This window comes from Devosia ginsengisoli (assembly GCF_007859655.1).
Lineage (GTDB): Bacteria > Pseudomonadota > Alphaproteobacteria > Rhizobiales > Devosiaceae > Devosia > Devosia ginsengisoli.
Genome location: NZ_CP042304.1, coordinates 1,646,928 through 1,669,884 on the forward strand (window position 1 = coordinate 1,646,928; position 22,957 = coordinate 1,669,884).

Here is a 22,957-nt window from a genome sequence, read left to right on the forward strand (position 1 = left end):
CGCCGGTGCCATCTGGCTGCTGGTGCTGCTATTCAGACAAGTCAGCCTCTCCGATGTACTCGACCAAGATTCGCAGCGTCTTGTCTCCGACATTCCCTGACTAGGCTGTTGCCAACCATGCTGGGATCCAAGGCTTCCGTGAGAAGGGCCGCGGTCGGCGGCCGCAACCCAACTTGGTCGGTGTCGTTGATCCAGCGGCCTCAATTGAGCAATCGTAGGTGGTCAGCAGAGAAGTTGGCGCCTCGGGCGCTCTTGCCGTTGCTCGCCTCCAACTCCTCCACGTTATCGAGCAGCAACGCAGACGCGCGCGCCAATGCCCCTTCCAGGCGCCTGCGGACACTTCCCATGGCTGCACTCGAAAGCGTCGACGCCGGGTTGGGTTCGCCCAGATAGATCACCCCTGTCTCGCCAAACCCTGCCTTCAGTTCCATATCCGACGCAATCATGGTCGCCGCGGCTAAGTCCGAGTCCGGGCTGGCAGCGCCAAACACCGAAACGTCGCCGAACACAATCTCCTCAGCAGCGCGGCCGGCCATGACCACGCACAGAACGTCGTTACAGACTTCCTCCGTGGGAAAACGCTCCTCCGACAGCCCCTTGGCCAACAGCCGACGGAGCCCCTGGTGCGGTCCTTCGACCATCATATCTGCAAGTCCCAGAACTTGGGCGACGATCTTCTGGCCATTCCGATAGATCGAGATCCGTCGCCGGGCGCGCGGCGGCAGCGCTTCAAGTGGATCTGCGGCATGTGCATGGAGATCATTCACCGAAAAGGTCCGCCCTGCCCTGCGCGCTGTGGCCTTGGCCGCCCGTACTAGCTTCTCGATATCGGCGCCTGAACTTCCTGCAAGCCGTTCGGCGAGCCTGGATCGCTCTTTCTCGGGCAAATCAAGGCCGGAATATCGGTTCAGAATCGCGCCAATCGCTTCGGCGTCCGGCAGAGGGATCTGGATGATCTGATCGAGACGTCCTGACCTTGTCAGCGCTGGATCAATTCGGTCGACATGATTGGTGGCGCCGACAATCACCAGGCCTTCGATCGACAAGGCGTTTGTGACGAGTTCGAGCATTCGATTGACGATCTGCGTCCAGTACTCACTGTAGCGCCCCTCTATGGCCTCGCGGCTTGAAATTCCATCCAACTCATCGACAAACAAGACAGTCGGCGCTTGCTTCATCGCCTGCTCAAACACAGCCTCCATGCGCCTTAGTGCGCCAGACAAGTTGTCGCGCCCATTCCATTCCGCAACACTGGTCGCAACCAGTGGCACCTTGAGCGTGGCCGCCAAGACAGACGCAAATGACGTCTTTCCCGTCCCCGGCGCGCCGCTCAGGATGACCGCTCGGTGGTCGACTTCCTCCCAGCTGAGGCGGCCCTGCCGCCATAGCTCGAGGTCCTGCGCCAGTTCGAGGCCCCAGGATTTAGCCTCGCCGTATCCCGCCAGGTCGCGGAGCAGGATGGTTGTAGTTTTCGACGCCGCCTTTGGCGGATTCGCGGCTTGCTGCAGACCCGACAAGCACTCGGCCGCTGGCCGCCCCCGGCGAACATGCGCCACGAGGTTTTGGATGCTCAGCTTTTCGGCTGACGTAAAGCTCAGGACACCAGCGGGAACCTCGTCATGGGCCGTCTCAAACAACAAGGCGAGCATTTCAGGGGTCATCGGCGGAAGGTGCAGCTCGAGGTCGGCACCCGCGAGGGCATCCGGTGGTGGAGCGTCGGCTGACATAGTGCAAAATATGGGAAGGCACTGCTCGGCGGCCTGGGCGATGAGGCGGACAGAATTGTTGGCAGGTCGAATGCCGGCATCAGCTAGCACAACAAAACGATCCTCTTCCCCCAACCCATAGTGGGGATTGCAGACCGCCCTGCCCGCCTTCAAGACGGCTGCGCCGGTCAGGACATCGCCCACCGTGGCAGCATCATCCCCGTTGCGCGTCCTGATGACCACGAACGCCTTGGTCGCCACCAACGACCTCATGGTCGCGAAGTGCGGCGCGAGACAATATCCCAGCGCGATTGCATATGCGGCCTTGTCGACCGGCAGCCGCATATTGGCTTGAACCTTCCTGGCGATGGCCAACGCTTCTTCTTCGCCGCCTGCGTCGAGTTTTAGTCTGCGTGCCACCCGGCGGCGGAGGCCGTCGAGCAGTTCAAGCGCGAGCTCGTTTGCAGCGCCGGTCGTGGTCTTCGACGGTTCTGCATTCTTCTGGTTTGTCATGGTCGCCCTCGGACACCGGCAAGCCGGTCATCTGTTGATGATGTCTGAGGAGGCGGCTAAGCGAGATCGCTATCGGCAGGCGCTCCAAGGCGCGATATAGAACAAAAAGAGAACAATGTAAACCCAACGACACCTGACCTGTCAGTCTGAATGGGGTATCGGCCAACGCTCCACCAATAGGCCCCTAATCGCCTCGTTCCACCGCCTTGGTCAGCAACTCCTCGACCAGTTGGTAGGCATGTCGCTCCTCGCTTAGCGCTCTGACCTTGATCAGCTGGATCAGCTTAGGATCCAAGTATACCACAAACTTCTTTCGGCCGTCAGCGCGTTCGGGGGGCCTGGATTCGTCCATCATTCCGTCCGCCTCCCAAAAACCGGAGCAAGCTGGCTTTTCGCAAATCTGATCGTAGGTCACTAAAGTTGCCAATCCCCTTCTGCAAAATGGACCAAAATGCGGAACGCAATTCACCAACGGTAAACCCAGGATTCTAGACGTCTAGGTGTCTAGACGTCTAACCGTTGACAATTTGGCTGATCCCTTCAAATTGGAGCTGGCCCTGCGAATTCGGTCTCTGTCGGCAAAACCCACTCGCCCAGGAGGCCTCTTTGAGCGCTCACGTCATCTCTTTTATCAAGGCAACCCGTCCAGCGGAAACTGGCCGGGGCTTCAAAAGCTTTAAGAGCAGTCGCGTGATCCCGTACACAAGGCGCTGTTGCCGTGACGCCTTGATACAGGCCGCCCTGGACCCCGAGGTCACGCGGCTCTTTCCTTATGATGCTCCAGCCGGCACACCGCCGGACACGTTTTTCACTTTCGGCGTTCAGATCGCAGACCGCAGTTGCTTGCTAGCCTTGTGTGATGAGACCACTGGCGCGACGTTTTCCCCGCCGGACGGATTCACACTCGGCTTCTGCCTCAACCGGGAGACGATCCTGGCCGAGCCCATTTTAACCACGTCGAGAACGGTCTGGTCGAAACGGGAGGTTCTGGTCCCACCTCTGTTCTCGATCCGTCTGCTCAAGCGACTGGCTAGCGACCCTGGTGGAGTGGCGCTTGGCACTTTGGAGGATGACCTCGTCGATGAGCCAATCCGGTGGGTCGATTATGTCCTGGCCATGGCCTGCACCGGCTTAGTGACCGTCGATTGCCGCCAGCCGCTGACCCACGCCACTTTGGTCAAGATAACCACCTACCAAAGTGACCGGTCGTCCATGCACTGGCTCTACTAGAGATTACGGACACCGTAGTCGCAACCCGGCCCGGTTTCGGCAGAGTCAATCCGAAATATGTGAGGAACTCTTCGCCAAGGTGGACTCCTAGGCGTCGAAGATGGCCTTTGGACTCAAATCCAGGGAGTCCTGTCAATGACTTAGTCGAACAACAAAGCAAAAGAGCGCCCCGGTAGGACGGGAACGCTCTTTCATATGCTCTGCCTGAAATCCGATGCTACCCGCACCTTATCAACAACCAGCTCGCCATTTTTCATGGTCGGGCCACGCTGTGTGTTTGACCATGCATTGACGCCTTCTGGCGGTCAAGGTTCGGCCGAACTTTTGCACAGCGGCAGGGAACTTTTCATGCCGATATCTCAGAAATTTGGCTTCCGCCACTTCGACACCACTCGCCTCAGCCGTCAATCGTTTCCACTGCGCCGATATCTGCCGACTGAACCCAAGGAACCCAGGGAAAAACCACCATCCGTGAAACGCATGGTGGGTGCGCGGATCTTTGCCCACCCGGACAACAGCCCCGTGCGAACGCCTGGAGGGCGTGGGGGACTAAATCCACGTGGGTACATTCCGTCCTACAAAACGCTGCGCAAGCAGCCATTCGAGTCGGATCCAGAATTCGACTATATGCTGGTGTTCGAAGCTGACGCCGATGTCGTTGCCTACTTTATGCAGCCACATCGGCTTGAGATGTACGTCATTGGCCGCGATGAACCTCTGGTCTATTTCCCCGATGTCAGGCTCGAGGCAGCAAGCGGCAGGGTCAAGATCCACGAGATCAAGGTCACTGGCGATGCGGCACAGCGCGATCCTGACTATGCGCTCAAGCTGCAGCTGGCCGAGGAAGTATATGCCGAGCAGGGATGGGATTTCGAGGTCCTGACTGAAGAAGGGTTGCGGGACGACCTTTATCGCCTCGCGAATGCCCGCAAAATAGCCGGGGACAGTGACACGGTCCTCGGCACAGCGGATTTCCTTCGCCTGCGCAGCCACATGGAGGGCTGCAATGGCGTGTCCACGTATCGCGACGTCGCCCGGGCGCTGGCACCAGACGGAACGGAACCAGAGTTTGTCGGCCGCGCCAAGCTGCATGCCCTCATCGTGCAGCGGCGTATCCGCATGGATCTGCGGATGCGCTTGCTCCCCGCGGCGCCAGTTTGGCTCGTTGCCGGCAACGGAGGCGAGGTGGCACGATGAGGATACGAGAAGACAATTCCGGCCTGATCAAGCACGACATCGTCGAGTTTCCGGACGGCCGCTACCGCTTTGACCACGGCGTGGGTGATCTGCTGGTGTTCACTAAGCAGGGAAGTGGCGAGGTATTCGACATTTCCAAGGAGCGCTACGACTACCTGTTTGAAGCCGGAGACGTCCGCCAGATTATCACGCCAATCGCTGCGTCGGGACGGATCCAGTTCACCGATGTGCCTGAAACCTTGCCGCCCGATACGTCCATTGCAGCTGCACTACGTGCCCAGACCATGCAGTGGTTCACTCGCCAGTATGATGACGACCCATTGGCCGTCAGTCTCGGCAAGAGCTTCATCGAAAAGTTCGTCCGATCGCGAGCAAAGGAGGCATCACGGCTCGGACTGACGCACCAGTTCTCCGCACCAACCCTCATCCGCGATATCCAGAACAGGGGCAGGCCTGGCCACCGCCCCATCGGCTACTTCTTGGATCGCCGCGGGCAGTACGCTAGGGAACCCCAGCATCCCGAGATTGCAGACCTGCGCGCTGAGACCGTGACGCTGTACTGGACTCGTGCGCTTGTCACAAAGTCCGATGCATTCGCATTTTATCGCACAGAGCTCGCCGGCATCAATGAGGAGCGCGTGGCAAACGGGCTGGGAGAAATTCCGCCGCCGAAGGAGATGACCTCGGTCATCGAGGCCATCGACGCCGCCGAATGCCATGAAACATGGACGACCAAGTGGGGCCGGCAGGCTGCAGACGAGCATTACAAGGGTACTGCTGAGCACATCGTCGCTGATGAGATCGGCGACGTGATCATTATCGACCATACCACACTCGATACCTACCTGCTGATGGACACTGAGTACGGGGTGGTGTTCGGACGCCCGACCGTCACGATCGCCATCGACGTAAAGTCGCGCAGTATCGTCGGCTTTCTGATCAGCCCCGAACCGCCATCTCTCTACACGGTGGTGACAATCCTGAAACGGGTCGTCAGTCACAAAAAGCGGTACCACAAGCTCTACCCGGAACTCGGCTCGGACTGGGACCCGTTTTGCCGCCCCACCTTGGTCCTGGTGGACAACGGGGCCGAGTTCATTTCACCCAGTTTCCAACAAGCGCTGCTCGACGTCGGGATCATCATCAAGCGCTCGCCCGTGGCCACACCACAGTTCAAAGCCATCGGTGAGCGCTTCTTCCACACGCTGAACCTGCAGCTCAGCCACAAAGCCCCCGGAACAACCGTCCAAGGGAAGCGCAAGAGCCGCAAGCCTGCCAAGCCCGGAGACGGTGCGGTGATCACCTATTCCGAGGCCGATGAGCTGCTCTATCGATGCATCCTCAACTACGAGAAGTCGGAACATGACGGTCTGCGAGGGCGAAAGCCGCGAGACGTCTGGAGCGAGGGAGTCAGCAGGGGCTGTCGCAAGACCATCCGAGACGTGCGCCTCCTCGAAACCCTTATCGGAAATATCGATACCGTCCCCATCGCGCGGGATGGGATCACCTTTAAGAACTTCCAGTTCCATGACGAAGTTGCGACGTCGTTTGTCTTGAACTTCTGGGCGCGCAACACGCCCAAGAGGGACCGCCGCAAGAAGGGTGCGATGGCTAAAGTCACGATCAAATACAATCCGGCCGACTGCACCCGGATTTACGTGTATTGCCCGACCGAGTTATCGAGCAATCCTTGGGTCGCTCTGCCCAATACAATGCCCGACTATGCCCCCGCCATGACGTTCTGGCATCATGATCAGGTCGTCGCTCTTGCCAGGAAGAAAAAACGGAACGTCAAGGACGAGAACGCCCTCTACAAGTCTCGCGACGACCTCCGCCGGATCACTGAGGCCAAGCTGGCCCTCAGCAATACCCGGGACGGCGCCAAGATGCGCCGCCTCCTCCAGCAAGACAAGGACCGGCTCGCCGGCGGTCGTGTGGAGGAGGTCGAAATCGACAATGACGCCCCCTCGGTGGAGGTAGGAGCGTTCAACTCCGTGCGCATGGATGCACAGTTCGTGCCCCCAGGCGCCGCAGGCGGCCGGGCAAAGGCCGCCGCCACCAGGAAGCGGAATGACAAGGCGCGCGCCCGCCTCGCGCAGTTGGAAGCACCGGACGAACCGGGAGACGCGGCCGGACCTGACTCCACGGCGGGCCTTGTCCGAAAGGACTTCCTCAAAATGGCGGGGTGGAGCAAATGAAACCCGATATTCTCGACTCGGTCGATCGTTATGCCGCCTTCCGCAGCATCGTCGTCCCCCACAAGGAGATCGCCCAGCTTAAGGCACGCATCCAGCTGTTAATGGCGGAAACCCAGAATGTGCTGGAACAGAACGCCGCTCAAGCCGCCAGTGTACCTGCGGGTTCATTTAAGCCCATCGAGCTCTGGTACTTGCCCCTGGTGGGTCCCACCTGCTCAACCAAGTCGAGCACTCTTAGGCTCGTCACTAAGGAACTCGCTGCGCCAGGCATCGCCAGGGGCGAACAGCCCATCTTGTTTGTGACATTGCGCTCAACGGTGCGCACCACCAAGCAACTGCAGTTCGAAATCCTCCAGGCCTTTGACAGCGACACCGACGAAAAATTCCTCACCGGCCGCGACTACAGCGAGGGTCACGCCAACCTATCCCTGTTGGAGCTGGCCCGTCAGCGCAAGACGGTGCTGGTGGTGCTCGATGAGGCCAACAATATGCTGAAGGGGGATACCGGCAAGGTCGCTGCGGAGATGGCTAAGGCGCTCAAGTCCATGGTCAACGATGCGGTCTTCTCTTTGGTGCTTGCGGGGACGCAGCGGGTGAGGGAGTTGATGCAAGCCGATGCCGAGTTTGACGGCCGCAAACGCTATCCCATGGAGTTCGAACCCGCCAGTATCAATGACCATGGGGCGGTCATTGAGTTCTGCGCTTATGTGCAGACGCTCCTGCAACGGATGGTTTCCGAAGGCGTGATCGATCGCCCTTTCAATCCTCTGGCTACCGTGGACGACATGGCGACCGTCTTTGAGATGGCGGGAGGCGTCAACGGAGCCTTCTCAAAGCAGCTCTTGGGGGCGCTGGATAATGCCTTCCTGGACGGTCGGGGTTTCCTCACCTGGGGTGATCTGGAACTGGCCTACATACAGTGGAAACGTGACCGCACCTTGCCCGGCGCCAATGCGAAGTTTCGGTCGCCCGCCAAGCAGACCGTCGAGACCATGCGTCAGATTGCGGGGGTGTAAAATGCCAATATCCCCTGTTCCACGCCTGCCTTTGACCCAGGGATCTCCGCACCCAGGCGAGAGTTTCCTTGGCTTTCTAACCCGCTCGATCGCAACAAATCCGATCCGGCGCACGGTAACGAACATCCGCCGGGCACAGGATGTCGACAACATCCACCCCAGGAGCCTGGCGATCAAACCCGACGACCTTGAACGCTTCGCCCAGCTGCTCGACGTCGACGTTGCCGCCCTGCGGCCGACGACGCTGCCGCCGCGCGAGGGAAATTCGGCTCGTTTGCTCGGCGGCGCTCACATTTTTCCGTCTGACCTCGATTGGCGTCGCCGGCGTCTCGCACCGCAGCGTTTGCGCACTGAGCCCTATCATCGCGCCATCTGGCAACTGAGGTTCCTCACCGTTGATCCCATGACGTTTGAGCCGTTGATCGATACCTGCCCGGTATGTCGCAAGGTCCTGCGCTGGGCGCGATCGGTGCAACCACACCTGTGCGACCATTGCGTAGACGAGCGCGGTCGCAGCAATCTTGACCTGCGGGAATTCGCCCTGGAACCGATTTCCTTGTCGGACTCGGAAGCCTATCGGTTCGTCTTCAACCTGGTGGACCCAGTTGAGCGGCCTGCCGCCGGTCACGCTGCGTGGCCCGGCGTGAAACCGGGCGTTTTGTTCGAACTGGCGATCCTGTTGGCCCGGTGGGCCAACCGATCCGACGGAGAGGTACCCGTTGCTCGAGCCAGGGACATCCAGCCCGAAATGCTCGCGAAAGCCGGGCGGATCATCCTCAATGGGCCGGCGGCGCTGCGCAGCGTCGATGATACAACTGCCACGACACCTCGTCGTAGCTTTCGCAATAGCGTCATTACCAACCGCTGGCTCAATTTGCCGGTTCGACAGCTGGTCGAGCAAACGATCGAACCTTGGACGCACACCTCCCCGGCCCATTTCGTGCGGACAGGTCCCGACCTCTCGGCCCCAACTCGAGCCCTTTTGCAGTCACCACGCTCGCTTGCACCGTTTTCGCCCACCGAAGGTTTTTTGAACGAGTTTTCCGAGACCTGCGCCAATGCCAAGTCCGACCGGGATGTTGCCCGCCATATGGGGATAGCGAACGCGGACCTTGATGTTCTCGTCGATGAGGGTGTTTTAGTCCGGCCATCCAAGCTGGCTATTGTCGCGCTCAAACGCACCAAGTTGGTGACGGGAAAATCGCTCGCTAACCTTCTCAAACACCTTGCAGAGCTTGAGCACGACGGCCAAGGACAGCACGTCTTCCCGTTTCAGAGAATCGTGGAAACCGCCCAGTTTCCCTATTCGGCCGGAGCGCTCATCACCGTTGTAGTTAAGGCGCGCCTTCCGATTTATCGGGTCAAGCAAGCCGAAGCCTCAAACTGGACATCGAAATTTGGTGTCCTGGATATCGATGCATTGCCGCGCCTTTGTCAAAGGCTTCAGCTCAGGCCGACTAGGCAAGGATGGCTGAAGTCCGGCGTCAATGTCCCCAGCGAAGATCAATTGAGCCTGGACCTATAAGCCCGGGAGGGCCGGGGTTCACAAGAAACTGCTGGCGGAATGATCGGGCCCCTCCGTTGCGAGGGGCCTGCGTTTTGGCGTTAAGATTCAGACTCAGTCTTGACTGGAAATCGACTCACTCTTGGGCGCGCAGAATACCTTTGCAGCGAGCGCCGGCATTGCAAGCAAGCCATTAGTTAAATTCTTACCAGTTAAGCATTTTGTTTAAGCCTGTCGGCAAGTCGTTACCCGCGATAAGTCATCAGGGAATACTATGCGCCCCAGCTTTACGAAGGGGCATGACATGGCAAGCGGCAACCGTCTCGACTGGGTGGATATGGCCAAGGGCATTTCCATCTTTCTCGTCGTCATGATGTATGCGGCGTCCAGCGTCGGTGAAGACACCGGCGGCGTGGGCGCCCTGCACTGGGCCATCGCCTTCGCCACCCCGTTCCGCATGCCCGAATTCTTCCTGATTTCGGGGCTGTTCCTGTCGCAGGTCATCGACCGGCCGTGGAACGCCTATGCCGACCGCCGCGTCGTGCACTATCTCTATTTCTATGCGCTGTGGGCGGTGATCCACATCGTCTTCAAGGTGGGCCTGCTGGCGACCGATCCGGTCGGCGCCGTCGAGCAGATCGCCTGGGCGTTGGTCCAGCCCTATGGCGTGCTGTGGTTCATCTACATGCTGGCCGCTGTCAGCGCCGCCACCAAGCTGCTGCATGACCTCAAGGCACCGGTCTGGGGCGTGTTCGGTATCGCCGCCATCCTGCAGATGGCCGATATCCAGACCGGCAGCTACCTGGTCGACCAGTTCGCCGAATATTTCGTGTTCTTCTATGCCGGCTATGTGCTGGCGCCGCAGCTGTTCCGGCTGGCCGCCTGGGCCGTGGATCACGCCGCGCTGGCGCTGGTCGGGCTGCTGGTCTGGGCCATCCTCAATGCCGCTCTGGTCTTCTCGCCCGGCTTTGCCATGCATCCGATCCATCCAGTTATGGGCTATGCCGGCCTGCCGGGCCTGCATCTGCTGCTGGCGCTGGTCGGCACGGCTGCCCTCTGCACCATCGCCGCCCTGCTGACCCGCCTGCCCTTTATGGATTGGCTGCGCTGGATGGGATCGAAATCGCTGGTGATCTATGTCGCCTTCGTGCTGCCCATGGGCATTGCCCGCACCCTGCTGATCAAGCTGGGCGTGGATGAACCGACGGTGCTGAGCCTCGCCATCATGGTCATCTCCATCGTCTCGCCACTGGTGCTTTACTGGATCGTGCAGCGCATCGGCTTCGGCCGCTTCCTGTTCGAGCGGCCTAACTGGGCTCACCTGCCCGGTACCGCCCGCCGCGCCGCACCGGTCGCGACCCCGGCGGAGTAGCCATCCCTGAAGTAGACCTCATGGTGAGCCTGTCGAACCACGAGGTCGTGGCACCTTGGCCTCCACTCGCTCGACCTCGTCCTTCGACAAGCTCAGGATGAGGTCTCCAAATGCATGGATACCAGGTCGCGAAGCCCTTGCCTTTTGCGCCAAGACTCAGCACAAGGGCCTCGCTAACCCCCACATAGCGAGGACCAGTCGATGAAATCCGCAGTCATCGTCTTCCCCGGTCTCAATCGCGACCGCGACATGATCGCGGCGCTGACCAAGATTTCCGGCACCGCCCCCGCAACGGTCTGGCATCAGGATGCCGACCTGCCTGATGTCGACCTCATCGTCATCCCCGGCGGCTTCTCCTATGGCGATTATCTGCGCTGCGGCGCCATCGCCGCGCGCTCCCCAATCATGGACAAGGTGCGCGAGCGCGCCGCCAAGGGCGTCAAGGTGCTCGGGGTGTGCAACGGCTTTCAGATCCTCATCGAGGCCGGCCTGCTGCCCGGTGCGCTGATGCGCAATATGAGCCTCAAATTCGTCTGCCGCGAGGTCAAGCTCGAAGTCGCGAATGCCGACACCGATTTCACCCGCGGCTACAGCCAGGGCCAGGTGTTCCGCTGCCCGGTGGCCCATCACGACGGCAATTATTTCGCCGATGCCGAGACCGTGGCCCGCCTCGAAGGCAACGGCCAGGTCGCCTTCCGCTATGCCGAGGGCACCAATCCCAATGGCTCGATCAACGACATTGCCGGCATCTTCAACGAAGGCAAGAACGTGCTGGGTCTGATGCCCCACCCGGAAAACCTGATCGAAGCCGCGCATGGCGGCGATGATGGCAGGGCGCTGTTCTCGGGCCTTCTGGGCAAGGCCGCCTGATGAGCTGGCGCGCGCCCGTCAATCCGCGGACGCTCCTCACCTGGCTGGGCCTGCTGTTCGGCGCTGCCGGTCTCGTGCTGCAATTCACTATCTCGATGCAGTCCATGCTCGGCAGCGGCCGCGACGTCTTCGGTTCGCTCGGCGCCTTTTTTTCGTATTACACCATCCTCACCAATATCGTCCTGGTGCTGATCTACCTGTCCGAGGTCTTGCCCGCTGCCGGACTGGCGCTGTTCCGCCATCCGATCGTACGCGGCATGATGGCGGCCAACATTGCGCTGGTGGCGCTCTATGTCTTCTTCGTGCTGCGCTTCCTCTCGGCGCTGACCGGCCTGTTCCAGGTCGCCGACTCGATCCTGCATTATCTCTGCCCGGTGCTGTATCTGCTGTGGTGGCTGATCGGGCCGCATGGCCGCCTGCGCTGGGGCAACCTGCCCCTCATGCTGGCGCCGACGCTGGTCTATTTTCTCTACGCCATGGCGCGCGGCGCCTGGGTGCAGGAATACCCCTACCCCATCCTCAACGCGATCGAGCTCGGCTACGCGCAGGTCGCGCTCAACGCGCTGTACATGACCGCTGGCCTCGCGGTTCTCACCCTCATCGTCATCGCGCTCGACCGCCTGCTGGCTCGCCCATCCCGGACATTCCAATGACCTCCTATCAGAACAACATCGCCATCACGCCCCAGCTCGTCGCCGATCACGGCCTCAAGCCCGACGAGTTCGACAAGATCGTTGCCCTGATCGGCCGCCAGCCGACCTATACCGAGCTGGGCATTTTTTCGGCCATGTGGAACGAGCACTGCTCCTACAAGAGCTCCAAGAAGTGGCTCAAGACGCTGCCGACGTCAGGTCCGCGCGTCATCCAGGGCCCCGGCGAGAATGCCGGCGTGGTCGATATCGGTGACGGCCAGGCCGTGGTCTTCAAGATGGAGTCGCATAACCACCCCAGCTATATCGAGCCCTATCAGGGCGCGGCGACCGGCGTGGGCGGCATCCTCCGCGACGTCTTCACCATGGGCGCCCGCCCCGTCGCGGCGATGAACGCGCTGCGCTTCGGCTCGCCGGATCACGAAAAGACCCGCCACCTCGTCTCCGGCGTCGTGGCCGGCGTCGGCGGTTATGGCAATGCCTTCGGCGTGCCCACCGTTGGTGGCGAAGTCGAATTCGACGAACGTTATAACGGCAATATCCTGGTCAATGCCTTCGCGGCCGGCCTCGCCGATACCGACAAGATTTTCTATTCGGAAGCCAAAGGCGTCGGCCTGCCCGTGGTCTATCTCGGCGCCAAGACCGGCCGCGACGGCGTCGGTGGCGCCACCATGGCCTCGGCCGAATTCGGCGACGATATCGAGGAAAAGCGCCCCACCGTACAGGTCGGCGACCCCTTCACCGAAAAGCGCCTGCTCGAAGCCTGCCTTGAACTGATGCAGACCGGCGCCGTGATCGCCATCCAGGACATGGGCGCAGCGGGCCTGACCTGCTCGGCCGTCGAAATGGGCGCCAAGGGCGACCTCGGCATCGAACTCGACCTCGACAAGGTGCCGGTGCGCGAAGCGCAGATGACGCCCTATGAGATGATGCTCAGCGAAAGCCAGGAGCGCATGCTCATGGTGCTGCATCCCGAAAAGGAGGCGGCGGCCCGCGCCGTGTTCGAGAAGTGGGAACTCGATTTCGCCACCGTCGGCAAGACCACCGACGACCTGCGTTTCCGCGTGATGTGGCAGGGCGCCGAAGTCGCCAACCTGCCGATCAAGGAACTGGGCGACGAAGCCCCCGAATATGACCGCCCCTGGACCGAGCCGAAAAAGCCGACGCCGCTCGCGGCCGATGACGTGCCGCAGATGGACGTGGCCGATGCCCTGCTCAAGCTAGTCGGCAGCCACCAGATCGCCTCGCGCCGCTGGGTCTACGAGCAATACGACACGCTGATCCAGGGCAATTCCCTGCAGCGCCCCGGCGGCGATGCCGGCGTGATCCGCGTCGACGGCCATGCCAGCAAGGCGCTGGCCTTCTCGTCCGACGTGACACCGCGCTATTGCGAAGCCGATCCCTATGAGGGCGGCAAGCAGGCCGTGGCCGAATGCTGGCGGAACCTGACGGCAACCGGTGCCGAGCCGCTGGCCGCCACCGATAACCTCAATTTCGGCAACCCTGAGCGTCCCGAAATCATGGGCCAGCTCGTCCATGCCATCAAGGGGATCGGGGAAGCCTGCACGGCGCTGGACTTCCCCATCGTCTCGGGCAATGTGTCGCTCTACAACGAAACCAATGGCCGCGGCATCCTGCCGACCCCGACGATTGGCGGCGTGGGCCTGCTGCCCGACTGGAACAAGATGGCGCGCATCGGCTTTGCCGGTGCCAATCAGGTGATCCTGTTGGTCGGCTCGCCCGCCAGCCGCGGCACCCATCTCGGCCAGTCGGTCTATCTGCGCGACCTGTTCGGCCGCAAGGACGGCCCGGCGCCACATGTCGATCTCGCCCATGAAAAGCGCACGGGTGACTTCGTGCGCAAGCTGATCCGCTCGGGCACGGCCACTGCCTGCCACGACCTCAGCGATGGCGGCCTGGCCGTTGGCCTGGCCGAAATGGCCGTGGCCTCGGGCATCGGCGCCACCATCACCGATCTCACCGACCAGAACCCGATCCTGCAATATTTCGGCGAGGACCAGGGCCGCTACCTGGTTACCATCGATCTCGACCCGCAAAGCGAGGCCCTGGCCGCCCTGTGGCGCGATGCCGAGGTAGCGGGTGTCTTCGCCCCGTGGATCGGCACGACCGGCGGCGCCGATCTCGTGCTGGGCGCAGCCCGGCCGGTGCCGGTTGCCGCGCTCAAGGCCGCTCATGAAGGCTGGTTCCCCAGCTACATGGATGGGGTGGCTGCATAATCCGTGCATCTGCCTTATGATCGCCGCTCTTTGGAGTGTTGTGACTGCCAGGGGCGGCGTCATTTAGTGGAGACTTGAGATGAGATTTGTACCGGCAATTGTGGCCCTGTCCCTTAGCCTCTTGCCGGTGGCTGCCCTTGCCCAGACTGCCGGCATCAGCGGCTCTCCACTGCCCGACCAGCCCTATACGCTGATCTATCCCGACGTCATGGTGACCAGCGGGGAGGCCGGTGGTCCACTGACCATCAATCACCCCGGCCTGCCGCTGCAATGCGTGCTGACCGTCGTGCCGGTCGAGGACACGGGCTGGACCGCCGAAGGCGCCCTCGCCGCGCTCGATGCGGCAGTGGTCGCGGCCGGCTGGAGTGAAACCTTCCCCGGCTTCACCCTCGGCGCCAGTCTCGTCACCCGTTACCAGAGCAATCCCGCCCTGCAATATGAGGGCACCAGCACCGGCGGCGAACAGGGCCCGATCACGCTGGTCCATACTGAAACCGTGGATGGCGACAACGGCTACACGCTGGATTGCTTCTACGCCACCGAAATGGCTGCCGACGCCCGCCCCGTGGTCGATGCCATTATCGCCAACTTCTCCACAAAGCAGGACGCGCAACCCGTCGTTACGCCCTGATTACCGCCTGGCCATGTTGAAGGTGCCGCACCCTCATGCCATATCATGGGCGTGGTCCGGCACGATGCCGGCGTTATTGAGGAGTTGAGCCATGGCCATGGATGCCAGCGAAATCGAGCGCCGGATCAAGGCAGCTCTTCCTGATGCCCAGGTCGATATCCGTGACCTGGCCGGCGACGGCGATCACTATGCCGCCACTGTGGTTTCCGAACAATTCCGCGGCAAGTCGCGCGTGCAGCAGCACCAGATCGTCTATGCCGCCCTGCAGGGCGATATGGGCGGCGCACTGCACGCCCTCGCCCTGCAAACCAGCGCCCCGGAATAGTTCGTCTTGTCGCTGCGCGACTCGCTAGATCTGATTCGAACCGTCCGGCCCGAAGCCGGCACCTCAGCGCTCGAATACGAGGTCATGGCCGAACGCGCCGCCTCGCTCGGCGCTGCCGAGCAGCGCGTCGTGCAGGCCATAGCCGCGCTCGCCGCCGCCACCGATGACCGCGACACCTGCCTGGCGCAGGCGCGCCAGACCGTGTGGGAATATTTCGTGCAGCGTGAGCTGATCGGCTTCCGCAAGCACAATGAAGTGATTCAGGACCTCAACATTCCCGGCGAAGTCCTTGCCGGCCTTGGCGCAATGGGCAAACGCCCATGACCCGCGCCGTCTTCTTCGATGTCGATGGCGTGCTGGTGCATGGCATGCATGCCCGCCCCGAACTGAGCCGGCGCTGGGATACGGCATTGCTCGCCGATATGGGCGTCGATCCGGAGCGGTTCACCCAGGAATTCATCTTCGGTGTCTTCATCAAGAAGGTGATCGTCGGCAAGATGTCCGTCATCGAGGCGCTAGAACGCCATCTGCCATCGCTGGGCTACAAGGGCTCGCCGATGGTGTTTCACCATTACTGGCTCATGCAGGACAGCGTCCTCAACCAGCCGCTGCTCGACCATATCCGGGTGTTGCGGGCCCAGCCGGACATCCGCCTCTTCATCGCGACCAATCAGGAGCATCTGCGGGCCACCTGGCTGTGGAGCCATCTCGGCCTCAGCGAGCTGTTCGACGACATTTTCTATTCCGCCCGCGCCGGCATACGGAAACCCGAAAAGGGCTTCTTCGACTTCATCGACCAGCGCATCGGCCCGCAAGCGGAGCCACCGCTGTTCTTCGACGACACGCCCAAGGTCATCCAGGGCGCCAGCGCCCATGGCTGGGAAGCCGTGCTGTTCGAGACCCTGGAAGACTGCACCACCCATCCCTGGATCGCCGCCCGGTTATAGCGCGCCGAGCCATGCGCTCACAATCATCGCCCCTTGCCGATGGCGACCTCGACAGCGCCCAAGTCCTGTCCTATTTATGCCAGCAGCAAAGCGGCCCTTAACCCCGCCCCTCGAAAGGTTTTCGCCATGACCGATATCAACGCCTTCATCGACGACAAGGTGAAGAACAACGACGTGTTCCTCTTCATGAAGGGCTCGCCCGATTTCCCGCAATGCGGTTTCTCCGGCCAGGTCGTGCAGATTCTCAGCTATCTCGGCGTCGAATACGGCAGCGCCAACGTTCTCGAAAGCGAAGAGCTGCGCGACGGCATCAAGGCCTATACCAACTGGCCGACCATTCCCCAGCTCTATGTGAAGGGCGAATTCGTCGGCGGCGCCGATATCGTGCGCGAAATGTTCCAGGCCGGCGAACTCCAGTCGCACCTGCAGAATGCCGGCATTGCCGTCAAGCAGACCGCCTGATTTCCTGCTCTTTGCCTGCAGCAAGCCCGGCCATTGGCCGGGCTTTTGTTTTGCATCACGCGGATTGATGGCCCCCATTCCGCATTATCACTTTGCGGAATGACCAGCCGGGCGTAAATAGAGCATCCACCTTTCGGATGCTTCCCCATGACCACCTCCGCGCTCCGCCCCGCAGTTCCGCTGCTCGTGCTGATCATTGCCGGCTGCATCATTGCCGCCGTGGGCAATGGCATTCGCAGCAGCTTCGGCCTGTTCACCCTGCCGATGACCGGCGATCTCGGGTTGACGCGCGAAGGCTGGGGCATGGCCATGGCCATCCAGAACCTGGCCTGGGGCATTGCCCAACCCTTCGCCGGCGCCTGGGCCGATCGCGTCGGCACCGGCCGCACCATCGCCGTGGGTCTTGCCGTCTACGCAATAGGCGTGCTGGCCATGGCCTTCTCGCCCGATACCGGCTGGCTGACGCTGACCGCTGGCGTGATTGCCGGCGTGGGCATTGCCGTCAGTTCGTTCTCGGTGGTCATGGTGGCCTTCGGCCGCGCCGTGCCCATGGAAAAGCGCTCGCTGATCTTCGGCGTGGCCACCGCCGCTTCGTCCTTCGGCCAGTTCGCCTTCGCCCCCATCAGCCAGGGCTTCATCAATGCCTTTGGCTGGCAATCGGCCCTGGTCTATCTGGGCGTGGCTCTGCTGCTGGTCATTCCGCTGAGCTATGCCCTGCGCGGCCGCACCGAAAACCCGGTCGGCCATGCCGACCTGCCCTTCATGGAAGCGCTGTCCCGCGCCTGGGGCCATGGCTCCTATCGTCTGCTGGTGATCGGCTTCTTTGTCTGCGGTTTCCACCTAGCCTTCATCAACGTCCACATGCCCGCCTATCTGGTGCAATGCGGCCTGTCGCCGGAAGTCGGCTCGTGGACCATCGCGGTTATCGGCCTGTTCAACATCGCCGGCTCGCTGCTGGCCGGCTATCTCGGCGGGCGCCTGCCCAAGCAGATGATGCTGGCGACCATCTATTTCCTGCGTGCCGTGGCCATCGGCCTCTTCCTGCTGTTCCCGGTCACCGAAGTCACCGCCTATACCTTCGCCGCCGCCATGGGGCTGCTCTGGCTCTCGACCGTCCCGCTGACCGCGGGCCTGGTCACCCTGTTCTTCGGCGCGCGCTATATGGGCATGCTCTATGGCGTGGCCTTCCTCAGCCACCAGATCGGCTCCTTTGTCGGGGTGTGGCTGGGCGGCTATGTCTATGACCAAACCGGCTCCTATAGCCTGGTCTGGTATCTCGGCATCGTGCTGGGCCTGGCCTCGGCAGCGGTGCATATCCCGATCAACGAACGCAGCGCCTCCAGCTTCGCCCTAAAAACGGCCTAGGGCGGACAGATCTCAACCATCGGTTTTTACCGATATATAGTCTTGCAAATGTCGCCTTGCGGGTTCATGGTCCGCGCCTGATTTCCGGCGCCCGTGTTTCTCGCGAGGCGCTATCATTCCAGGTTCCTTTATGTCCGATCATTTCACGCGAGTTCTCTCGCGCCCCGAATTCATTGCCCTCATCGCTGCCCTGATGGCGCTCAATGCACTGGCGATCGACGTCATGCTGCCGGCGCTGCCCTATATGGGCGAGGCGCTCGGCGTCACCAGCGAGAACGAACGGCAATTCGTCATCTCGGCCTATATGCTGGGCATGGGCATTGCTGTGCTCGCCTTCGGCCCGTTGACCGATCGCTTCGGCCGCCGCGCGCCGCTGCTGGTCGGCATGGGGCTCTATATCGTCGCCGCCATCGTCGCCGTCTTCGCCCCGAGCTTTGCCGTGCTGCTGGTGCTGCGTTTCATCCAGGGCATGGGGGCGGCCAGCGTGCGCGTCATCGCCACCGCGGTGGTGCGTGACCGTTATTCGGGCCGCGAAATGGCCGAGGTCATGTCGCTGACCTTCATGGTCTTCATGGCCATTCCCATCATCGCGCCCGGCATCGGCCAGGTCATCCTGCTGGTCGGCGACTGGCACAATATCTTCATCTTCATGGGCGTGCTGGCCGCTATCTTCTGGGTCTGGACGTTCATGCGCCTGCCCGAAACCCTGCCGGAAAACCAGCGCCGCCCGCTGAGCATCAAGGCGGTGTTCGACGGCTTCCGCATCGTCTTCACCAACCGCGTGGCCTTCTCCTATGGCCTGGCCGGCATGTTCCTGTTCGGCGCGCTGTTCGGCTTCATCAGCTCGTCCCAGCAGATCTATGTCGATATCTACGGCCTGGGCGTCTATTTCCCCGTTGCCTTCGCGGCCATGGCCGGGCTGATGGCGGTGTCGTCCTTTACCAATTCGCGCATCGTCCGTCGTCTCGGCATGCGTCGGTTGTCGCATGGCGCCATGCTGAGCTTCACCGGGTTCAGCGGCATCTGGCTGGCCTTCGCATTGTCAGGCTTCCTGCCACTGTGGCTGTTCTTCTCGCTGCTGGCCGTGGTCATGTTCAGCTTCGGCTGGGCCGCCTCGAACATGAACTCGCTCTCCATGGAACCGCTCGGTGCCGTGGCCGGCACGGCCTCGGCCGTGTTCGGCTTCATCCAGACCGTGGGCGGCGCGCTGATTGGCAGCTATACCGGCCAACTGTTCGATGGCACCACCGTTCCGGCCGCCATGGGCTATTTCGGCATGGGCGTGCTGGCGCTGATCTGCATCCTGGTCGCCGAGCGCGGCCGGCTATTCGGCGTCGGCGAGCAATATGCCCATGCCGACGCCATTCCCGAAGCCGGTCACTGACCGATTTCGGGCGCTGCCGGGCCTTCGATCTGGCTGCGGTCGCTATAGACATGATCGACCAGACCCCAGTCGCGGGCCTGGTCGGGCGTCATGAAGTGGTCGCGCTCCAGCGCAGCCTCGACCTCCTCATAGGTGCGTCCGCAATGCTTGGCGTAAAGGTTGTGCATGCGCCGCTTGAGCCGCTGGCTCTCTTCGGCATGCAGCATGATATCGGTGACCTTGCCCTGATAACCGCCTGACGGCTGGTGCAGCATGATCGAGGCATTGGGCAGGCAGATGCGCGTGCCCGGCTCGCCCGCCATCAGCAGGAATGAGCCGGCCGACATGGCCATGCCCATGCACAGCGTGCCCACCGGCGCCTTGATGAACTGCATCGTGTCATACATGGCCATGGCCGAGGTCACGACGCCGCCCGGCGAGTTGATATAGAGGTAGATTTCCTTCTTGGGATTTTCCGCCTCGAGGAACAGCAACTGGGCGCAGACCAGGCTGGCCATATTGTCCTCCACCTCGCCATTGACGAAGATGATCCGCTCCCGCAGCAGGCGGGAATAAATATCGAAGCTCCGTTCTCCCCGCGTGGTCTGTTCCACGACCATAGGGACGAGTTGCATCATGTCGCGCATCGGCGATTCTCCTTTTTATGATTTGGATCGGCTTAGCCAGAAGCTAGCAAGTAGCCCTCATGGTGAGCCCGTCGAACCACGAGGGCGTGGCACGAAGGGCTCCACTGGCCCGACCTCGTGGTTCGACAAGCTCACCATGAGGTCTCAATAGCTATGCGGCCATCATCAGCGGCCCGGCCAGGTTGCTGTTCGCCGCCACCGGCACCGCGATGGGTGCATGGGTCAGGCGGAACCAGGTGCCACCATCGCTGGTGGGCGTCAGCTCGAAGGTGACGAGACTGTCCTCCATCCCCATGACGGCGCCCTCCCCGGCTTCGCGCCAGCGATAGGTGAGGCTCTTGTTTTCCTCTGAGGTGACCACGGCCAGTTCGACCGCCTGCTCGGGCTTGAGCCAGCGCTCCAGATATTCGGGCACGGTCAGCGCCCGCCAGACCTTTTCCGGCGGTGCATCCAGGGCGCATTCGAAGGTCAGCGCATCCGTTTCGGTCATTGATCCATCTCCCTGAGCAGGTCCTTGAGCCCGTCGATCCGGCTCGGCCAGAAGGCGCGATATTTGGCCAGCCATTCATGCAGCGGCGCCATGCCGTCCGGCGCGACGCGATAATGCGCATAGCGCCCTTCGCGCCGCTCGCTGACGAGCCCCGCCCCGCGCAAGACGGCGAGATGCTGGCTCATGGCGGGCTGGCTGATGGCAAAGCCTTCGCGCAGCTCGGTGGCCGTCATCTCGGCCCCCGCCAGCCGCTCGAGCATGGCTCGGCGGGTCGGATCGGCCAGCACTTTGAAAATATCGGCATCGCTCATGTGCAATACATAAGCATACACTTATGAGTCGTGGCAAGGGGCGCGTTGGTGGTTGGCTACCCCACAGTCAACCCACCCGCCAGCCGTCACCCTCGGGCGTGACCCGAGGGCTCTTCACTTACGGAGCGATGGTTAAGTGCAGTGTCCTCGGGTCAAGCCCGAGGATGACGCGCGGTGGGTGTGGGAGGTAGAGGTGCCTTTAAAACACAAACACTTCCCGCCGCAGCTCGGCCCAGGCATCGCGGTTGATCGCCACCAGCAGCCCGCCATCGACATGGCTGGGCAGATACGACCCGCCATCCAGCCGCGTGGCATAGGCGCCCGCTTCCTGGCTGATCAGCACGCCGGCCAGATGGTCCCAGGGCATCAGCTTGTTGTAGCAGAGGAACTGGGAATGGCCGGAAGCGAAGGTACGATATTCATGACCGGCGCAGCGGAGATTGGCCACCATGCGCACCTTGTCGAAATTGGACAGCACCTGCGGGCGTGACGCAGCCGGCATGAAGGCCACCGACGACATGCCCACCATTTGTCCCAGCGACAACGGTGCCGCCACATTGAGGCGAACTGCCTCGCCATCGGGCCGGCGCAGCCAGGCGCCGCCGCCCTTTTCAGCCATCACCCAGTCATCACCCATCGGGTCATAGATGATGCCAGCCACGGTCTCGCCCTTCGAGACCACCGAGGCCATGGTGGCAAAGAGCGGCAGGCCGGCGGCATAATTGGCCGTGCCATCGATAGGATCGACCACAACCGCGAGGTCAGCCGTCGCCAGCTTCGGCAACAGGGCCGGATCGGCCGCTACCGATTCCTCGCCCACGAACAGGGCCCCGGGCATCCACTGGGCGATGCGCGCCTTGATGACGTTTTCGGTCGCGATATCGGCTTCGGTCACCAGGTCGATCGCCTCGGTCTTGACCATCACCATGCTGGTATCGAGCCGGCGGAACCGCGGCAGGGCTTCTGATCGCGCCGCATCGCGGAGGATGGCGGCCAGGTCCATGATGTCGAAAGTCACTGAGAAGTCCTTTTGTCGAAGAGGGCGGCGAAATCGAACAGCCGCGTATCCAGCATATGGCTCGGATTGATATTGCCCAGCGCCCGGATCATCACGTCCTTGCGGCCCGGTATGCGCTTTTCGATGTCTGCCAGCATGGCCTTCATGGCATTGCGCTCGAGCCCATCCTGGGACCCGCACAGGTCGCAGGGGATGATCGGGAATTCCATGGCGTCGGAGAAACGCTGCAGGTCTTCCTCTGCGCAATAGATCAATGGCCGCAGCACTTCGATATCGCCATCGTCATTGAGCAGCCGTGGCGGCATGGCGGCGAGCTTGCCACCATGGAACAGGTTCATGAAGAAGGTTTCGAGGCTATCGTCGCGATGGTGCCCCAGCACTAAAGCCGTGCAGCCCTCTTCCCGCGCGATGCGATAGAGATTGCCGCGGCGCAGCCGCGAACAGAGCGAGCAATAGGTCGCTCCGACGGGCAGCTTGTCGGTGACGATGGAATAGGTGTCCTTGTATTCGATACGGTGTTCGATACCGAGCCCGGCCAGGTATTCCGGCAGGACATGCTTGGGAAAGTTCGGCTGCCCCTGGTCGAGATTGCAGGCCACCAGATCCACCGGCAGCAGCCCGCGCCATTTGAGGTCGAGCAGCAGCGCCAGCATGCCATAGCTGTCCTTGCCGCCTGACAGGGCCACCAGCCACTTCTCGCCCGGCCGCGCCATGGCGAATTTGTCGATCGCCTCGCGCGTATTGCGGATCAGGCGCTTGCGCAGCTTGTTGAACTCGACACTGCGCGGCGCCTGGGCATAGATCGGATGCCCGCCGGTCTCGGCTTCGGCCTGTTCGATATCGATGGGCAGGGCTTGGTTCATGTCTGCCTCAAAAGCAAAGGGGGCGTCGCCGCCCCCTCTTAA

General features: G+C 61.8%; 22 protein-coding genes and 1 pseudogene. 16 read left to right on the forward strand and 7 right to left on the reverse strand.

Annotation, left to right across the window (positions count from 1 at the left end):
• Positions 1 to 998: 998 nt before the first annotated feature.
• Both FPZ08_RS23015 and FPZ08_RS21895 read right to left on the reverse strand, forming a co-directional pair.
• Positions 999 to 2,219 (reverse strand): annotated as a pseudogene (locus tag FPZ08_RS23015) (ATP-binding protein); the annotation flags it as partial.
• 184 nt (positions 2,220 to 2,403) lie between these two features.
• Complete coding sequence (locus tag FPZ08_RS21895) at positions 2,404 to 2,574, reverse strand: hypothetical protein (RefSeq protein WP_186767258.1); 171 nt, start codon at positions 2,572 to 2,574, stop codon at positions 2,404 to 2,406.
• A 251-nt stretch (positions 2,575 to 2,825) separates the two neighbouring features.
• Here FPZ08_RS21895 and FPZ08_RS08155 point away from each other — a divergent pair, with 251 nt between their 5' ends.
• From FPZ08_RS08155 to FPZ08_RS08230, 16 genes are all read left to right on the forward strand, one after another.
• The gene (locus FPZ08_RS08155; RefSeq protein ID WP_146289513.1) at positions 2,826 to 3,449 is read left to right on the forward strand and encodes a hypothetical protein; all 624 of its coding nucleotides are present in this window, start codon (positions 2,826 to 2,828) and stop codon (positions 3,447 to 3,449) included.
• 195 nt (positions 3,450 to 3,644) lie between these two features.
• Positions 3,645 to 4,646, forward strand: coding sequence for a PDDEXK family nuclease (locus FPZ08_RS08160; RefSeq protein ID WP_146289514.1), 1,002 nt, complete (start codon positions 3,645 to 3,647; stop codon positions 4,644 to 4,646).
• Complete coding sequence (locus FPZ08_RS08165) at positions 4,643 to 6,844, forward strand: Mu transposase C-terminal domain-containing protein (protein WP_146289515.1); 2,202 nt, start codon at positions 4,643 to 4,645, stop codon at positions 6,842 to 6,844. The genes FPZ08_RS08160 and FPZ08_RS08165 overlap by 4 nt, the downstream gene beginning before the upstream one ends.
• Positions 6,841 to 7,860, forward strand: coding sequence for an ATP-binding protein (locus FPZ08_RS08170; RefSeq protein WP_146289516.1), 1,020 nt, complete (start codon positions 6,841 to 6,843; stop codon positions 7,858 to 7,860). The genes FPZ08_RS08165 and FPZ08_RS08170 overlap by 4 nt, the downstream gene beginning before the upstream one ends.
• Position 7,861: 1 nt before the next feature.
• The gene (locus FPZ08_RS08175) at positions 7,862 to 9,385 is read left to right on the forward strand and encodes a hypothetical protein (protein WP_146289517.1); all 1,524 of its coding nucleotides are present in this window, start codon (positions 7,862 to 7,864) and stop codon (positions 9,383 to 9,385) included.
• Positions 9,386 to 9,668: 283 nt separating this feature from the next.
• Positions 9,669 to 10,736 (forward strand): acyltransferase family protein, encoded by a 1,068-nt coding sequence (locus FPZ08_RS08180; RefSeq protein WP_146289518.1) that lies wholly within the window; start codon positions 9,669 to 9,671, stop codon positions 10,734 to 10,736.
• 201 nt (positions 10,737 to 10,937) lie between these two features.
• The gene (purQ, locus tag FPZ08_RS08185) at positions 10,938 to 11,606 is read left to right on the forward strand and encodes a phosphoribosylformylglycinamidine synthase subunit PurQ (RefSeq protein ID WP_146289519.1); all 669 of its coding nucleotides are present in this window, start codon (positions 10,938 to 10,940) and stop codon (positions 11,604 to 11,606) included.
• A complete protein-coding gene (locus tag FPZ08_RS08190) occupies positions 11,606 to 12,259 on the forward strand; it encodes a Pr6Pr family membrane protein (RefSeq protein WP_146289520.1) in 654 nt (217 codons plus the stop codon). The genes purQ and FPZ08_RS08190 overlap by 1 nt, the downstream gene beginning before the upstream one ends.
• Positions 12,256 to 14,493 carry a phosphoribosylformylglycinamidine synthase subunit PurL gene (gene purL, locus FPZ08_RS08195; protein ID WP_146289521.1) on the forward strand — a complete coding sequence of 746 codons (2,238 nt, stop codon included), beginning with the start codon at positions 12,256 to 12,258 and terminating at the stop codon, positions 14,491 to 14,493. The genes FPZ08_RS08190 and purL overlap by 4 nt, the downstream gene beginning before the upstream one ends.
• Before the next feature lie 79 nt (positions 14,494 to 14,572).
• Complete coding sequence (locus FPZ08_RS08200; protein WP_146289522.1) at positions 14,573 to 15,124, forward strand: hypothetical protein; 552 nt, start codon at positions 14,573 to 14,575, stop codon at positions 15,122 to 15,124.
• A gap of 91 nt (positions 15,125 to 15,215) precedes the next feature.
• Positions 15,216 to 15,449: a BolA family protein gene (locus FPZ08_RS08205; protein WP_146289523.1), complete on the forward strand. Its 234-nt coding sequence runs from the start codon at positions 15,216 to 15,218 to the stop codon at positions 15,447 to 15,449.
• 6 nt (positions 15,450 to 15,455) lie between these two features.
• A complete protein-coding gene (locus tag FPZ08_RS08210) occupies positions 15,456 to 15,773 on the forward strand; it encodes a DUF6665 family protein (protein WP_246132833.1) in 318 nt (105 codons plus the stop codon).
• On the forward strand, positions 15,770 to 16,396 hold the full coding sequence (locus FPZ08_RS08215) for an HAD-IA family hydrolase (RefSeq protein WP_146289524.1): 627 nt from the start codon (positions 15,770 to 15,772) through the stop codon (positions 16,394 to 16,396). The genes FPZ08_RS08210 and FPZ08_RS08215 overlap by 4 nt, the downstream gene beginning before the upstream one ends.
• A 126-nt stretch (positions 16,397 to 16,522) precedes the next feature.
• Positions 16,523 to 16,858, forward strand: coding sequence for a Grx4 family monothiol glutaredoxin (gene grxD, locus FPZ08_RS08220; RefSeq protein WP_146289525.1), 336 nt, complete (start codon positions 16,523 to 16,525; stop codon positions 16,856 to 16,858).
• A 147-nt stretch (positions 16,859 to 17,005) separates the two neighbouring features.
• Positions 17,006 to 18,223 carry an MFS transporter gene (locus tag FPZ08_RS08225; protein ID WP_146289526.1) on the forward strand — a complete coding sequence of 406 codons (1,218 nt, stop codon included), beginning with the start codon at positions 17,006 to 17,008 and terminating at the stop codon, positions 18,221 to 18,223.
• Positions 18,224 to 18,353: 130 nt separating this feature from the next.
• Complete coding sequence (locus tag FPZ08_RS08230) at positions 18,354 to 19,607, forward strand: multidrug effflux MFS transporter (RefSeq protein WP_146289527.1); 1,254 nt, start codon at positions 18,354 to 18,356, stop codon at positions 19,605 to 19,607.
• On the opposite strand, the gene FPZ08_RS08235 is transcribed toward FPZ08_RS08230, so the two are convergent.
• The 5 genes from FPZ08_RS08235 to ttcA form a co-directional block, all read right to left on the reverse strand.
• On the reverse strand, positions 19,601 to 20,233 hold the full coding sequence (locus FPZ08_RS08235) for an ATP-dependent Clp protease proteolytic subunit (RefSeq protein WP_146289528.1): 633 nt from the start codon (positions 20,231 to 20,233) through the stop codon (positions 19,601 to 19,603). The two genes, FPZ08_RS08230 and FPZ08_RS08235, sit on opposite strands and share 7 nt — an antisense overlap.
• A gap of 151 nt (positions 20,234 to 20,384) precedes the next feature.
• On the reverse strand, positions 20,385 to 20,723 hold the full coding sequence (locus FPZ08_RS08240; RefSeq protein WP_146289529.1) for an SRPBCC family protein: 339 nt from the start codon (positions 20,721 to 20,723) through the stop codon (positions 20,385 to 20,387).
• Positions 20,720 to 21,034: an ArsR/SmtB family transcription factor gene (locus tag FPZ08_RS08245; protein WP_146289530.1), complete on the reverse strand. Its 315-nt coding sequence runs from the start codon at positions 21,032 to 21,034 to the stop codon at positions 20,720 to 20,722. The genes FPZ08_RS08240 and FPZ08_RS08245 overlap by 4 nt, the downstream gene beginning before the upstream one ends.
• Positions 21,035 to 21,233: 199 nt before the next feature.
• Entirely contained in the window at positions 21,234 to 22,037 is an 804-nt protein-coding gene (locus FPZ08_RS08250; protein WP_146293012.1) for an inositol monophosphatase family protein, read from the reverse strand.
• Positions 22,038 to 22,048: 11 nt separating this feature from the next.
• Positions 22,049 to 22,915 (reverse strand): tRNA 2-thiocytidine(32) synthetase TtcA, encoded by an 867-nt coding sequence (gene ttcA, locus FPZ08_RS08255; protein ID WP_146289531.1) that lies wholly within the window; start codon positions 22,913 to 22,915, stop codon positions 22,049 to 22,051.
• Positions 22,916 to 22,957: the final 42 nt, after the last annotated feature.